We start from the raw sequence: 13,161 nt of genomic DNA on the forward strand, positions 1-13,161 counted from the left end.
GGCAAGAGCGTTTTGCTTACTTTTGCGCTTTTCAAAAGTGAGCCGCTGTAAAAGCGGAACCATAAGTGGCCGTTACCTAAATAACGGATATGTACCCGGTCCAACTGTGTTGACTGTCAGGCCGCTTTCGCAGGCAAGCCAGCTCCCACATTTTCAACCTCACTTCGATGCGCAATCAGCGAACGCCCTCCGACCTCAGTGCTGCCGGGGTGTAATCCGCCGCCTTGGCCGCGAAGCCGAACATAAAGCTGCTTTTCTCTTCGTTCTTCATGCCCAGCGCGATATAGCGCCCGGCAATCAGGTCGTACAGGGTTTCCACGGTGTAGGCCGGCACCTGGTGGTCGTAGTAGAACTGCGCATGGCCTTCGGCAACACGCCACAATTGGCCACGGCCGTCGTAGTGGTCCACCAGGGCGACTTGCCAGCTGTCTTCGTCGATGTACATGTGGCGCTTGGCGTAGATGTGCCGTTCGTTGGGCTTGACGGTGCCGACCACTTCCCACACGCGGTGCAGTTCGTAACGGGTCAGGTCCTGGTTGATATGCCCGGCCTTGATGATGTCGTCGTACTTGAGGCTCGGCGAATCGAGCTTGTAGCTGTTGTAGGGAATGTACATCTCCTTCTTGCCCACCAGTTTCCAGTCATAACGGTCGGGTGCGCCGGAGAACATGTCGAAGTTGTCGGTGGTGCGCAGGCCGTCGGAGGCGGTGCCCGGGCCGTCGTAGGACACCTGCGGCGCGCGCCGCACACGGCGCTGGCCGGCGTTGTAGATCCAGGCCAGGCGCGGTTCCTTCACCTGGTCGAGGGTTTCATGCACCAGCAGCACATTACCCGCCAGCCGCGCCGGGGCGGTGACCGACTGCTTGAAATAGTTGATCACGTTGGCGGCCTTGGCCGGATCGATATCCGGGATCGCCTGGGGCACCGCGACTTCCTCCTCGAAGCGGATCGACGTGTAGCTGCCATTGGTCTGGGGCGTGGCCTGGGTGATGATGCGCCGCAGGTTGCCGCCGTGGTAACGGGTGATGTGGTTCCACAGCACCTCCACGCCATTCTTGGGGATAGGGAATGCGTAGTAACGGTTGCCGGTGAAGTTCTCCAGGCCGTTGCCATCGTTGATCGCCTTTACATTCAGGGCGCTGCGCTTGATCGACTCGTAAATATCCGCCGGCAAGTTAACCGTACGGTGGCTGGGGTATACCGGGATTTTGTAGGTTTCTGGGTAGCGCTTGAACATCGCCACTTGGCCGTCGGAGAGTTTGTCCTTGTACTTGTCCACCGTGGCGGCGGTGATCACGAACAGCGGTTTTTCGTTGGCGAAGGGGTCAGCCAGGAAGCCCTTGCTGTCCACTGCGCCGGCGTTTTTCGGGATACCGCCGGTCCAGGCCGGGATCGAGCCATCGGCGTTGCCGGCTTTTTCGGCGCCGACCGGGGTGAGGGTGGTGCCGAGCTTGGCGGCTTCTTCGGGCGATACTGCCGCCATGACGTTGGCGGCCAATACGCTCAGGGCCAACACTGCAATCATCTTACGCATAGGGTCTTGTCCTTCTTTTAAGCCAGATCAGAAGTTCACGCCGAAGCTGAGGGCGAGGAAGTCGCGGTCGGTCAGGGTGTTGTAGTCACCGCCAAAAAAATCGGTGTAGCTCAGGCTTGCGGTGTAGGTGCTGCGATAGTCCGCATCCACGCCGACGCTGATGGCCTTGGCGCCTTTGTTGAACAACCCGTTGGGGCCGTAGCCCGCGACGTCATGGGACCAGGACAGGTTGGGCTTGAGGTTCACACCGGCAATGGCGTTGTTGTAGTCAAGGATCGCCCGCGCCCGGTAGCCCCACGAGGTGGAGGTGACAAAACCGTCGGTGTCACCTTGAAAACCATAGGCGCCGTATACCGAGTCTCGGCCGTAGCGCAGTTTGCTTTTGTCTTCCAGGCCGGCGACGTGCACCACCGCCGCTTCGCCCACCAGGGTCAGGCGCTCGGCGCCCAGTACCTGGTCGAAGAACTGGGTCATGGTGCTCTGGATCTGGGTGATTTCCTTGCGGCGGTAGCCTTTGTTGTCATCGCCGAAATTGCTGCGGATGGGTGAAGCGAGTTGGCCCGCGATGGGGTTGACCAGGGCCAGGGTCAGGTCGGTGGTATTGAGTTGTACAGGCGCATTGGGCCGATAGCTGATTTCACCGGTCCACGCCGTGCCCGTGGGCAAGGTAGTGGAGAAACTGGCACCGAACAGGCGGATGTCTTCGGGGTAATCCAGGTAGTACTGGCCACGGCCGAGCATGGTGCTTTGCGCCAAACCGGCGCCAGAGCCAGGCGCCAGGGCGTTGGCGGTGTTGATGATGCGTCCGATGGTCGCCAGGTTGGTATTGGCGGTCAGGGTGCCGACGGTCGGTGTGCGGCTGTGGTAGTTCATGAAGTACAGGCCGTATTCGGTGTCATCGCCCAGCCAGCGCAGGGCCGCGCCGAACTGGCCGGAGTCGCGCGCATCGCGGTCACCGGCACGCCGCACAATCACGCCTTCATTGGTCACGCCAAACCCTTGGCCAAAGGCCGCCGCCACCGGTTGCAGCGGCCGGATCGCCGGGCTGCCGACGGTGTAGTTATTGGTGCAGCCGTCCGCCGCCACGTCCCCGCCGAAGAAGGTGCCGCAGTTGTCGAGCACCGTCTGGTCCCATTCCAGTTGGTAGAAACCTTCCACGGTCAGTTGATTGGTCAGGCTCTGGGAGGCAAACAGCATGTTCACCGGGATCAAGCCTTCCTTGATCTCGGCACCGGGCCTGCGGAACGCCGACACGTCGATCGGGTTGATGCTGTTGATGGAGTTGCCGATGAAGGTACTTTCGCCCCAACTGACCACCTGCTTGCCGGCGCGCACGGTGCCGGGCAGGTCGCCCAGGGAGTAGTTGTGGTAGACGAAGGCATCGAGGATCTGCGCACCGCTGGATTTGGCGCCTTCCTTGCGGTTGTGGTCGCTGATGGGCTTGAACTCTCGGTCTTCGTCCTTGAGTTCGAAGTCATACCAATACTTGCCGCGCACGAATACGCCGGTATCGCCGTACTTCAATTCAAGGTCGTGCAGCCCCTTGAAGATCTTGGAGAAGGTCTCGCCCTTCTTGAAGTTGAGACGCCCGTCATCCCCGGTGGACGCCTGGCCCGTCCCGCCATTGACGGTGCCGACCAGGCTTTTATCGGCATCGCGCATGCCCCAACTGGCCCCGACCGACAGCGAGGAGTCGAATTGCCCCTCGATCTCGCCGATATTGAACGAAACAGCCTGCGCCTGGGCACAGCAGCCCAGCGCAACCGCAGTGGCCAGCGCCTGTGGCGTGAAGATGGCGCGCATTATTGTTTTTGTCATGCGTCTTCCCCGGTGATTGACAGAAGGCCCCACCCTACTGCCGCCCTTGAGGAGCGATAAGCGCACCAAGGAGGTATTCGTGTTGTCGCTCGAAAGGATGACGGGGTTCGCTGGCCGGGCGTTGGCCCGGGGCCATGCATGCGATGGATGAAGGGTTATCAGAAGAATCGATGGTGCCTTGTAATTATTGCCGATCTGGTAATAGTCCTTGTCCCGATTTGCTATTACTCATTCTGTTACAACCGATTATTCTTGCCTGGCTTTCAGGGCAAACGGCCCGCTTCCGCATGGGGGGAAAAGCTGATTTTTAACGGATTGATCCAGTAATCAGTCTGTTCCCGGTGTTCACTGACGTTGATTTGTCGCTCCTTGATCCAACGTCTTACTTCGGCCGCTGCCTATGCAGCGGCCTTTTTTATGCCCCAAATAAAACGGGGCGTCATCGACGCCCCGTGGGATTCATTGATTTACCGGCAATGATCAGAGGCTGAACTTCTGCAAGTTGGCCATCATTTCCTTCAACGCCTCGATGTTGTCCTTGGGGTGCGCAGCCCCTTCAAAGTCGCAGATTTGCTGCCAGTGCGCGGCCACATCCTCTGGCGAAAAACCGGCCTCGGGATCAAAACCCACACCCAGGCTGCGCTCCCAACGGGTCTTGCCGATCCAGCCGCCCCCCACTTCAAACAAGCCTGCGGTTTCCTCACAGGCTTCACTGCCCAGGTACACCACCAACGGGCTGACCAGTTCCGGCTTGAGGCGCTCGAACACTTGCGGCGGGATCAGCCCTTCGGTCATGCGCGTGCCACCGGTAGGAGCAATCGCGTTGACCAGGATGTTGTTCTTGCGCCCTTCCAGCGCCAGGGTGCGGGTCAAGCCATACAAGCCCAGCTTGGCCATGCCGTAGTTGGACTGGCCGAAGTTGCCGTAGATACCGGACGTCGACGCCGTGAAGATCACCCGGCCATAACCCTGCTCGCGCAAATGCGGCCAGGCGGCGCGGGTGACTTTGTAAGCGCCTTCGACATGCACCCGGTAAACCAAGTCCCAGTCGCTGTCGTCCATTTTGTGGAAGGTCTTGTCGCGCAGGATCCCGGCGTTGTTGACCACCACGTCGACCCGGCCGAAAACATCCAGGGCGTTCTGTACGATTTTGTCGCCGTCGGTGACGGAGTCATGGTTGGCTTCGGCAATGCCGCCCGCCGCGCGAATCTGCGCCACCACCCGGTCGGCCGCCGAGGCATTGGCGCCCTCGCCTTGGGTTGAGCCACCCAGGTCGTTGACCAGCACTTTGGCCCCGTGCCTGGCGAACAGCAGCGCATGGGCCTGGCCCAAGCCACCACCGGCGCCGGTGACGATCACGACCTTATCCTGGAACTGCACTGACTCACTCATACCGAACTCCGCTGGCGACAATGGGAATAGGCAGAGTGTCACGCACGCAGCCTTTGGTCACAATAAAGACGCCCAGGGCTGAATGGTGCCTGATAAGGCAGCGGGATGATGCGCAGGTTCAGGAATAGGCCGCACGCGGTGAAGGCTGGCCGATGCGCTCACGAAACGCCTGGTAGTGCTTGAGCACCTGGACCGGCGCCTCGATCTGCGGGTAGTGGCCGATATTGGCCAGTCTTATCGTGTCGGGCTCGGGCACCAGTTGGCGATAGCGCTCGACCATATGAGCCCCGGAAATCGGGTCTACCTCGCCGTCGATCACCCGCAGCGGCACTTTGCCTTGCTGCATGGCCGCCAGCCAGCGCTCGCGCAGGCGGCGGCGTTGGGGAATGTAGGCGATGAGTTTGTGCAGGATACGCGGGCCGTCATTGCAACTGATCAAACTCCAGAAATCATCCAGCACGCTTTCACTGGGCCGCGTCTGGGGGCCGAAGATCTGGTTGAAACTGCTGGCCAAGGCATTGCGCCCAAAGGCCCGCCCGATCATCCAGCCCAGAGGGCTAAGCAATAGCTTTTGCACCAGCGCCGGCCGATGGGTTTCCGGAAACAGCCCGCCGTTTAGAAATACGCAGCTCGCCATCTGGCACCGCCCCTCGTAATGCCGGGCCAATAACTCTTGGGCGACGCTGTCGCCATAGTCATGAGCCAACACATGCACCGGCCGCTCTACCCGCAGGTGCTCAAGCAGCGCCTGTTGCAGATCGGCCTGTTCCAACAGGCAATACTCGTGGTTCAAGGGTTTGGCCGAGTCGCCAAAGCCGAGCATGTCGCAGGCGATCACCAGGTTGCGCTGGGCCAGGGGTTGCCACAGGTAATGCCAGTCCCAACTGGCCGTGGGGAAACCATGAATCAGCAGCAAGGGCTCGCCCTGCCCGGCCACCCAATACCGCACGGTGTGGCCACGAAAGACGAAGTCCTGGCCGCGCTTGCGCCAGGCTCTGAGCGGTATCTCGGCGATTGGCATCAGCTTTTATACCCGGGGTCCTGTTGGTCTAATTTGCGCAGCAGTGCCGGCCAGGCCAGCGCACCGCCCATACCTTGGGCGCTTTTTGTGACAGCGGCCACCATCGCCTTGGCACCGGCAAGAATCTGCGGCTCGATGGCGATCAACTCGGTGCCGCCGCTCTGGGCCAGTACCTGAATCTCGCAGGCGCGCTGAAAGGTGAACATCATCAGGAAGGTATCGGCGATGGTGCCGGCGCAGGTCAGCAGGCCGTGGTTGTGCAGCATCAGGAAATTGTTCTGGCCCAGATCCGCTTGCAGCCGGGCCTTTTCCTCGTGATTGAGCGCCACGCCTTCATAGGCGTGATAGCCAAGGCTCGACAGGACGAACAGCGATTGCTGGCTGATGGGCAATACACCCTGCCTTTGCGCACACACCGCCACGCCCGCAGCGGTGTGGGTATGCAGCACGCAGGTCACGTCATGGCGCACTTCGTGGATGGCGCTGTGGATGGTGTAGCCCGCAGGGTTGATCTCGTAGGGGCTGTCCATTTGCTTATTGCCGGCCTGGTCAACCTTGACCAGGCTCGACGCGGTGATCTCATGGAACATCAACCCATAGGGGTTGATCAGGAAATCTTCAGTACCCGGCACCTTGGCCGAAATATGCGTAAAGATCAGGTCATCCCAGCCGTGCATGGCCACCAGGCGATAACAGGCCGCCAGGTCCACGCGGGTTTGCCATTCGGCGGCGCTGACCTGATTTTTGACATTCTGTGGCGATGGAGCAGGGGCTAGGCTCATGGCAATGACCTCCTTGGCGCACTTCTTATTGTGTCTAAAGTGAGAGCCAGTCTAGTCAGACGCCGAGGTGGAAGGAGTTGCCTTCGCAGCCAGCTTGATGACTGAGCGAGTCAGTCAAGAGAATAGTACAAATACGTGTCAAACAAGCGCCGTCAATGACGGCGCTCTCGGGTGTTCAACCGCGCAGCGCGGGAATCAAATCGGCCAGCCAAGGCTCGGCGTCAGCTTCCGGGGTGACGCTCTCGCTGGCGTCCAGGCGCAGCATCGGCAGCACTTCGCGGATGCCCAGTTCGGCGAACAATTCGCGCATTTGCTCACCGCCGCCACAGAAGGTATCGCCATAGCTGGCGTCGCCCAGGCCGATGACCGCACCCGGCAGGCCGCGCCAGGCGGCGGGCAGTTGGTCGCGAATGGTCGAATACAGAGGCATCAGATTGTCGGGCAACTCGCCCATGCCGGTGGTTGAGGTCACTGCCAGGAATGCCTCGGGAGCAAAGGCCTGCACGTCTGCCAGCGTGGCACGCGCATTATGCCAGGCGTCAAAACCTGCGGCCTTGAGGAGTTCTTGCGCGTGGCGAGCGACTTCTTCAGCCGTACCGTAGACCGAGCCGGAGAGGATGGCGACTTTCATCAATCTGATCCTGTAGTTGAGTGAAAGCGTGGGATATTAGCAGGCTGTGCCACTATTTCAGTGCGCACCGTGCAACATTCCAGACTTGCCATAAACTGGCAAGGTCAAAACCAGGCCAGGGACCGCTCAATGATTAACGCCAAGCTGCTGCAAATGGTCGTCAATGCGTCCAACGACGGGATTGTCGTTGCCGAACGCGAAGGCAAAGATAAACCGCTGATCTACGTCAACCCGGCCTTCGAACGGCTGACCGGCTATACCCTGGACGAGATCCTGTATCAGGACTGCCGCTTCCTGCAGTCGGGCGATCGCGACCAACCGGCTCTGATGGCCATTCGTGAGGCGCTCGACAACGGCGGCGCCTGCCGCGAGATCCTGCGTAATTATCGCAAGGACGGTACTCATTTCTGGAACGAGCTGTCGCTTTCGACCGTGTACAACGAGGTCGACAAGCAAACGTATTTCGTCGGCGTGCAAAAAGACGTCACCACTCAAGTCAAAGCCCAACAGCGCGTCGCCCAACTGGAAGCCCAGTTAGCCGAGCTCAAGAGCGAGCTCGCGGCACTCAAGGCGACGAGTGGATTTAACAAACTGTAAAAAACGCGGTCTTTAGAGCGATAATGGCTTTTTAATGCCTCAGCCTTGAGCTAGATCAATGCAACGCGACACGCTATTGACGCAGGACGAACTGGACTTTATCCAGGACATGCAGCACAACCCGCAGCTCAACCTGCGGGATGCATGGTCGAGCCTGACGGTTAATGGCGGCGCACAGATTCGCGATTTGCTCACGCGACTGGCCGCCCACGACCAGGTCACCATCCAGGCGCAGTTCGACAACCAGCAACTCACCTTCCCGTTGCACCTGGTGGAAGATGAGTTTCATGCCGTGCATTTGCGCCTGGGCGTACCGAGCATTTTTGAAGATGGGCCGATGATCCGCCCATGGCGCCTGGCCCTTGAAACGCCGGTGGCGCTGGAAAACATCAAGGGCTACCCCAGCGCATTGTGGGTGCACGAAGTGTCATTCAAAGGTGTTTTGGTAGAAGTGCGTGGCCGGGTCAAACCGCCCAAGACCTTTTCGCTGTGGTTCAGCCCTTCCGGTTACGAACGCATCGCCTTGCGCGGCACGCTGGAGCGGGAAACCGCCCGAGGCCTGTTCGCCTATCGCCTGAGCCAGAGCGATGCCGATGAGATCGAACGGCTACGCCAGTTCATCCTGCACCAGCACCGCCTGATCCATCCTCACGTTCACGCCTGAGACTCGGTACCCAGTTGGCCGCTGAGCAGTTGCTGCAAGCGGCGCGGCATCAAGCGTCCGTCATTGCCCAGGCAACCAATCGACGACCCTGCCAGGCTGTGTTCTGCCAGGTCCGACGCTTCTCCAGCCAGCAGCAACGGGCAATCGAGGGTGAAGGCCAGGCGATTGAGCCGCGACGCCAACTCTGCCCCTGGGGCGTGGTTGGAAAACAGCACCAAGGCTTGCGGCCGGGTGCGCTCGCAGATCAGCGTCAACTCATCCAGTGGCTGGCCAACGCCCAGGACCTTGACCGCCAGCTTCTCGCTCGACATCAACAAGCCCGCCACCAGTAACTCCAGCTCACGGCACTCTCCGGCGATGGCTGACAGCAACACCCTGGGCGCTAGCGAGGCACAGGCCACTTGCAGGCACCGTGCGACGCGCGAGCGCAGGAAATTGTCGAAGAACAGCCACTCGCTGGCTTGGCCAAAGCGGCCTTGGTGACGTAACAATTGTTGCCACAGCGGGACCAAAATGTCCTGGAACACCACGGTCGTCGAATAGACGCTGAAGATCTGGCCGTACAACCGGTCGAGCTCACGATCATCAAAGGCACTGATGGCCAGCCGCAGTTGCGCCTGCCACTGGCGCCACTCCAGTTCGGTATCGCTGCGTGACGCCGAGGCCAGTTCGTTGGCCTGTGGGTCGCGCGCCAGGAGCTTGCCGACTTTACTCACCGCCACGCCCCGCTCGATCCAGTCGAGGATGCGGTGCACGGTGTCGATATCGGTGCTTGAGTACAGCCTGTGCCCACTTTCGGTGCGTAAAGGCTGGATCAAACCGTAGCGACGCTCCCACGCACGCAACGTCACCGGGTTTACGCCTGTGAGTCTTGCCACTTCACGAATCGGAAACAGCCCCTCGCAGTCAGTGTGGCTGTCGGGTGTCGTTTCGCGAAGAGGCGCAGTGATTTCAGGCATCAGCAGTCAAAAAACTTGTATGAATTTGGATCCTATTTAACGCCGATTGAACTGCATGATTCAAGATCTACGGCGATCCATCCGAAGTTTCTGGCGTATTTGGGCAAAACCGGAATAATCCTTGCCTGTTCTTTTGCGTCGCTGCACCACCCCGCAGCTTCGTTCGTGCGCCGCCTACCCGGCTCGGCGCACTTGCTGATTTGGAGATATACGATGTCTACCTCACCCGTCACCTTGATGGTTGCGCGCCGCGTGGCCAAAGGTCGCTACGAAGAACTGATGGCCTGGCTGCGCGAAGGCGAGCAATTGGCGACTGACTTCCCCGGTTACCTGGGCTCCGGCGTGCTGGCGCCACCACCCCATGATGATGAATTCCAGATCATCTTCCGCTTCGCCGATGAAAAAACCCTGCACGCATGGGAGTTTTCCGCTTCGCGCAGCGCGTGGCTGAGCCGTGGCAGCGAGCTGTTTGCCGACCCGTCGGAGCACCGTGTCAGCGGTATCGATGGTTGGTTTGGTGCCGTGGGTGCCCGCCCGCCACGCTGGAAACAGGCGGTAGCCATCTGGTTGGCATTTTTCCCGGTATCGCTGCTGTTCAACTTCGGCCTGGGGCCGCTGCTCAGCGAGTTGGACCTGTTCAGCCGCGTACTGGTGAGCACCGCAGCCCTGACCCCGCTGATGGTTTACCTTTTTATACCGCTGTCGACCCACCTGCTGGCGAACTGGCTGCACCCCTCGCCCCCTCGCAAAGTCACCGAAGCCGCCGCTTGAGTACAGGGAGGCCGGGGCGCTGGTATAGTTTGAGCCTGCCAGCGACTTGAGCCCCCCATGAATGCAACCAACGCTCCGATCCTGATCACCGGTGCCGGCCAGCGTGTCGGCCTGCATTGCGCCGAGCGCCTGTTGGATGAAGGCCAAGCGGTGATTTTCAGCTACCGCAGCGAACGCCCCGGCGTGCAGGCGCTACGTGATCGGGGTGCCATCGGCGTGTTTGCCGACTTCTCCAGCGAGGCCGGCATTCTGGCTTTTATTGCCGCGCTGCAGACCCATACCCAAAGCCTGCGTGCAATCATCCACAACGCTTCAGCCTGGGTCGCCGAAACCCCGGGCGCCGAAAGCCGTGCCTTTATCGACATGTTCAGTGTGCACATGCTTGCGCCGTACCTGATCAACCTGCATTGTTCACCTTTGCTGCAACGCTCGACACCCGCCGATATCGTGCATATCAGCGATGACGTGGTGCGCAAGGGCAGCCGGCAGCACATCGCCTATTGCGCCACCAAGGCCGGGCTCGACAGCCTCACGCTATCGTTTGCCGCGCAGTTCGCGCCGCTGATCAAGGTCAACGGCATCGCCCCGGCGATGGTGATGTTCAACGAAGGCGATGACGCGGCCTATCGCGCCAAGGTCCTGGCCAAGTCGGCCCTGGGCATCGAGCCCGGCCCCGAGGTGATCTACCAGAGCGTGCGTTACCTGCTGGACAACCCCTATGTCACCGGTACCACCCTGACCGTCAACGGTGGGCGGCATATCAAGTAAGCCGTTTTTGAGGATGTTGTATGACCTTATCCCTGCCCCACCACTACCGCGAGATCCTCAAGGGCCTGGGCGAAGACCCACAGCGCGAGGGCCTGCTCGATACGCCCAAGCGTGCCGCCAAGGCCATGCAGTACCTGTGTCATGGCTATGAGCAGAACCTGGAAGAAATCGTCAACGGCGCGCTGTTTGCGTCTGACAATGACGAGATGGTGATCCTCAAGGACATCGAGTTGTATTCGTTGTGCGAGCATCACTTGCTGCCCTTCATCGGCAAGGCCCACGTGGCCTATATTCCGACCGGCAAGGTGCTGGGCCTGTCAAAACTGGCGCGCATTGTCGACATGTTCGCCCGGCGCCTGCAGATCCAGGAAAACCTCACGCGGCAAATTGCCGACGCCATCCAGGACGTGACCCAAGCCGCCGGCGTGGCGGTGGTGATCGAAGCCAAGCACATGTGCATGATGATGCGCGGCGTGGAGAAACAGAATTCAACCATGAACACCTCGGTGATGCTCGGCGCCTTTCGCGAGTCGAACACCACTCGCATGGAGTTCCTGCAACTGATTGGACGGAGCAAGTAGCAATGCCACAACTTCAACCAGGCATGGCGCGTATCCGGGTCAAGGACCTGTGCCTGCGCACTTTTATCGGCATCAACGAGGACGAGATCCTCAACAAGCAGGATGTGCTGATCAACCTGACCATCCTGTATGCCGCCCAGGAAGCCGTACGTGACAACGACATCGACCACGCCCTGAACTACCGCACCATCACCAAGGCCATCATCGCTCACGTCGAAGGCAATCGCTTTGCCCTGCTGGAGCGCCTGACCCAGGAACTGCTGGACCTGGTGATGAGCAACGAATCGGTGCTGTACGCCGAAGTCGAAGTCGACAAACCCCACGCGCTGCGCTTTGCCGAGTCGGTTTCGATCACTCTGGCCGCCAGCCGCTGATAGCAAGTGAGCCCTATGAACGACCAACAACGCCTCGAACTCGAAGCCGCCGCCTTTCGCCGACTGGTGGCCCACCTGGACAGCCGCAAGGATGTGCAGAATATCGACCTGATGAACCTTGCCGGCTTCTGCCGCAACTGCCTGTCCAAGTGGTACAAGGCCGAAGCCGACGAACGCCAGATCGAGCTCAGCCTCGATGACGCCCGTGAAGTGGTGTACGGCATGCCGTACGCCGAGTGGAAAGCCCAATACCAGCAAGAAGCCAACGCCGAGCAACAGGCCGCGTTTGCCAAAGGCAACCCCCAGGGTTAGGCGCTAAGCCCTCACGACGTGGGGCCAGCCCGCGGGAAAAACCAGGAAAGCAAAAGCATGCAGATTCAAACCTTTGATACTGCGGATGTGGATCAGCAACTGGCGATTTCCGGCTGGCAGGAGCACTACCAGCAAATGTCCCCAGGGTATTTTCGGGGCAAAGTTGTCTACATGCAGTTGGACGGCATCGAGGTGTATGAAGAGCAGATGAACACGCGGGTGGAGCAGCATTTCCATGCGCCCGCTGGTTCATTGGTCTTCAGTTTTGATACGGGTGACGGATCGCTGTACCTGCTCAACGAGGACAGTCAGAACACGTGGGTCACCCCGCAAAACTATAAAGAAGTCGCGGTGGTGATTGGCCCTCACTACCTCAAGCAACTTGATTGCCTGAATATGAGCAACCTGGATGGCATGTTCCTCACCCCGCTGGTTTCCCGGCAGAGCCAGGTTTTTGGCCACTGGTTGAGCAGTACGCTCCAACGGTTGGCCGTGGGGCAATCCCCGGTGCCTGAAGAAGGGCTGGCACAACAGCTGGTCGACGATTGCCTGTATATCCTCGATTGCCCGAGCCAGACGCCGGACCTGGCAAGCCTGAAACACCGAGCCCATGACCGCCGTCTTATCCAACGGGTTTTCGACCTGGTCATGGCCAGCCCGCAAGAACACTTCAATGTGTTGCAACTGGCCAACGGCGCCGGGGTGTCTGTTCGTCAGTTGCAACAACGCTTCACGTCTTCTATCGGTGTATCACCCAGCCAATGGCAGCGGTTACGCCGATTGAACTTTGCCCGCCGCGACTTACTGCGCAGGGTGCCAGCAGAGACGACCGTGGCGGAAGTCGCCATGCGCTGGTCATTCTGGCACCTGGGCCGTTTCTCCCAGGCCTATTACCAGCTTTTTGGTGAACTCCCCAGCCGCACACTCTTACGTCCCCGCTGAATCGGCCCCCAAGCG

The 13,161-nt window shown here is 60.0% G+C and carries 15 protein-coding genes; 8 read left to right on the plus strand and 7 right to left on the minus strand.

Translation table 11 applies throughout. The annotated features are described in order from the left end of the window. Positions 1-175: 175 nt before the first annotated feature. From DK871_RS14635 to DK871_RS14660, 6 genes are all read right to left on the minus strand, one after another. Positions 176-1,534: a DUF1329 domain-containing protein gene (locus DK871_RS14635; RefSeq protein ID WP_161905526.1), complete on the minus strand. Its 1,359-nt coding sequence runs from the start codon at positions 1,532-1,534 to the stop codon at positions 176-178. A gap of 27 nt (positions 1,535-1,561) precedes the next feature. Beyond that, positions 1,562-3,352 (minus strand): DUF1302 domain-containing protein, encoded by a 1,791-nt coding sequence (locus DK871_RS14640; RefSeq protein ID WP_047711749.1) that lies wholly within the window; start codon positions 3,350-3,352, stop codon positions 1,562-1,564. A 480-nt stretch (positions 3,353-3,832) separates the two neighbouring features. After that, positions 3,833-4,744: an SDR family oxidoreductase gene (locus tag DK871_RS14645; protein WP_161905527.1), complete on the minus strand. Its 912-nt coding sequence runs from the start codon at positions 4,742-4,744 to the stop codon at positions 3,833-3,835. A gap of 118 nt (positions 4,745-4,862) precedes the next feature. Continuing rightward, entirely contained in the window at positions 4,863-5,765 is a 903-nt protein-coding gene (locus tag DK871_RS14650) for an alpha/beta fold hydrolase (protein ID WP_161905528.1), read from the minus strand. Next, the gene (locus tag DK871_RS14655; RefSeq protein ID WP_161905529.1) at positions 5,765-6,547 is read right to left on the minus strand and encodes a class II aldolase/adducin family protein; all 783 of its coding nucleotides are present in this window, start codon (positions 6,545-6,547) and stop codon (positions 5,765-5,767) included. The genes DK871_RS14650 and DK871_RS14655 overlap by 1 nt, the downstream gene beginning before the upstream one ends. Before the next feature lie 175 nt (positions 6,548-6,722). Beyond that, positions 6,723-7,178, minus strand: coding sequence for a flavodoxin (locus DK871_RS14660; RefSeq protein ID WP_161905530.1), 456 nt, complete (start codon positions 7,176-7,178; stop codon positions 6,723-6,725). Between the two features lie 129 nt (positions 7,179-7,307). Here DK871_RS14660 and DK871_RS14665 point away from each other — a divergent pair, with 129 nt between their 5' ends. Together DK871_RS14665 and DK871_RS14670 are read left to right on the plus strand one after the other, a co-directional pair. After that, the gene (locus tag DK871_RS14665; protein WP_161905531.1) at positions 7,308-7,775 is read left to right on the plus strand and encodes a PAS domain-containing protein; all 468 of its coding nucleotides are present in this window, start codon (positions 7,308-7,310) and stop codon (positions 7,773-7,775) included. A gap of 58 nt (positions 7,776-7,833) precedes the next feature. Further along, positions 7,834-8,439, plus strand: coding sequence for a hypothetical protein (locus tag DK871_RS14670; protein WP_161905532.1), 606 nt, complete (start codon positions 7,834-7,836; stop codon positions 8,437-8,439). On the opposite strand, the gene DK871_RS14675 is transcribed toward DK871_RS14670, so the two are convergent. Then, positions 8,430-9,398, minus strand: a complete 969-nt coding sequence (locus tag DK871_RS14675) for a MerR family transcriptional regulator (protein WP_161905533.1) — start codon at positions 9,396-9,398, stop codon at positions 8,430-8,432. The genes DK871_RS14670 and DK871_RS14675 overlap by 10 nt on opposite strands. Positions 9,399-9,611: 213 nt before the next feature. On the opposite strand from DK871_RS14675, the gene DK871_RS14680 reads away from it, so the two are divergent. Genes DK871_RS14680 through DK871_RS14705 form a run of 6 tightly spaced genes read left to right on the plus strand, consistent with a single transcriptional unit; the run spans position 9,612 to position 13,146 of the window. Beyond that, the gene (locus DK871_RS14680) at positions 9,612-10,169 is read left to right on the plus strand and encodes an antibiotic biosynthesis monooxygenase (RefSeq protein ID WP_032895348.1); all 558 of its coding nucleotides are present in this window, start codon (positions 9,612-9,614) and stop codon (positions 10,167-10,169) included. 57 nt (positions 10,170-10,226) lie between these two features. Further along, on the plus strand, positions 10,227-10,937 hold the full coding sequence (folM, locus tag DK871_RS14685; protein ID WP_161905534.1) for a dihydromonapterin reductase: 711 nt from the start codon (positions 10,227-10,229) through the stop codon (positions 10,935-10,937). Between the two features lie 20 nt (positions 10,938-10,957). After that, positions 10,958-11,518 carry a GTP cyclohydrolase I FolE gene (gene folE / locus DK871_RS14690; RefSeq protein WP_003194072.1) on the plus strand — a complete coding sequence of 187 codons (561 nt, stop codon included), beginning with the start codon at positions 10,958-10,960 and terminating at the stop codon, positions 11,516-11,518. 2 nt (positions 11,519-11,520) lie between these two features. Then, positions 11,521-11,892: a dihydroneopterin triphosphate 2'-epimerase gene (folX, locus tag DK871_RS14695; protein ID WP_003194073.1), complete on the plus strand. Its 372-nt coding sequence runs from the start codon at positions 11,521-11,523 to the stop codon at positions 11,890-11,892. 15 nt (positions 11,893-11,907) lie between these two features. Beyond that, complete coding sequence (locus DK871_RS14700; RefSeq protein ID WP_161905535.1) at positions 11,908-12,204, plus strand: DUF1244 domain-containing protein; 297 nt, start codon at positions 11,908-11,910, stop codon at positions 12,202-12,204. 57 nt (positions 12,205-12,261) lie between these two features. Continuing rightward, positions 12,262-13,146, plus strand: a complete 885-nt coding sequence (locus tag DK871_RS14705; RefSeq protein WP_161905536.1) for a helix-turn-helix domain-containing protein — start codon at positions 12,262-12,264, stop codon at positions 13,144-13,146. The last annotated feature ends 15 nt before the right edge of the window (positions 13,147-13,161 follow it).

The sequence above is a fragment of the Pseudomonas sp. L13 genome (assembly GCF_009935965.1).
GTDB lineage: Bacteria > Pseudomonadota > Gammaproteobacteria > Pseudomonadales > Pseudomonadaceae > Aquipseudomonas > Aquipseudomonas lactis.

What these genes read in the sequence shown, in the direction of transcription:
- folX (WP_003194073.1), top strand. Translation starts at nt 11,521, where the DNA reads ATGCCACAACTTCAACCAGGCATGGCGCGTATCCGGGTCAAGGACCTG.
- DK871_RS14655 (WP_161905529.1), bottom strand. Translation starts at nt 6,547, where the DNA reads ATGAGCCTAGCCCCTGCTCCATCGCCACAGAATGTCAAAAATCAGGTC.
- DK871_RS14705 (WP_161905536.1), top strand. Translation starts at nt 12,262, where the DNA reads ATGCAGATTCAAACCTTTGATACTGCGGATGTGGATCAGCAACTGGCG.
- DK871_RS14645 (WP_161905527.1), bottom strand. Translation starts at nt 4,744, where the DNA reads ATGAGTGAGTCAGTGCAGTTCCAGGATAAGGTCGTGATCGTCACCGGC.
- DK871_RS14700 (WP_161905535.1), top strand. Translation starts at nt 11,908, where the DNA reads ATGAACGACCAACAACGCCTCGAACTCGAAGCCGCCGCCTTTCGCCGA.
- DK871_RS14680 (WP_032895348.1), top strand. Translation starts at nt 9,612, where the DNA reads ATGTCTACCTCACCCGTCACCTTGATGGTTGCGCGCCGCGTGGCCAAA.
- DK871_RS14660 (WP_161905530.1), bottom strand. Translation starts at nt 7,178, where the DNA reads ATGAAAGTCGCCATCCTCTCCGGCTCGGTCTACGGTACGGCTGAAGAA.
- DK871_RS14670 (WP_161905532.1), top strand. Translation starts at nt 7,834, where the DNA reads ATGCAACGCGACACGCTATTGACGCAGGACGAACTGGACTTTATCCAG.
- DK871_RS14640 (WP_047711749.1), bottom strand. Translation starts at nt 3,352, where the DNA reads ATGACAAAAACAATAATGCGCGCCATCTTCACGCCACAGGCGCTGGCC.
- DK871_RS14635 (WP_161905526.1), bottom strand. Translation starts at nt 1,534, where the DNA reads ATGCGTAAGATGATTGCAGTGTTGGCCCTGAGCGTATTGGCCGCCAAC.
- DK871_RS14675 (WP_161905533.1), bottom strand. Translation starts at nt 9,398, where the DNA reads ATGCCTGAAATCACTGCGCCTCTTCGCGAAACGACACCCGACAGCCAC.
- DK871_RS14650 (WP_161905528.1), bottom strand. Translation starts at nt 5,765, where the DNA reads ATGCCAATCGCCGAGATACCGCTCAGAGCCTGGCGCAAGCGCGGCCAG.
- folM (WP_161905534.1), top strand. Translation starts at nt 10,227, where the DNA reads ATGAATGCAACCAACGCTCCGATCCTGATCACCGGTGCCGGCCAGCGT.
- DK871_RS14665 (WP_161905531.1), top strand. Translation starts at nt 7,308, where the DNA reads ATGATTAACGCCAAGCTGCTGCAAATGGTCGTCAATGCGTCCAACGAC.
- folE (WP_003194072.1), top strand. Translation starts at nt 10,958, where the DNA reads ATGACCTTATCCCTGCCCCACCACTACCGCGAGATCCTCAAGGGCCTG.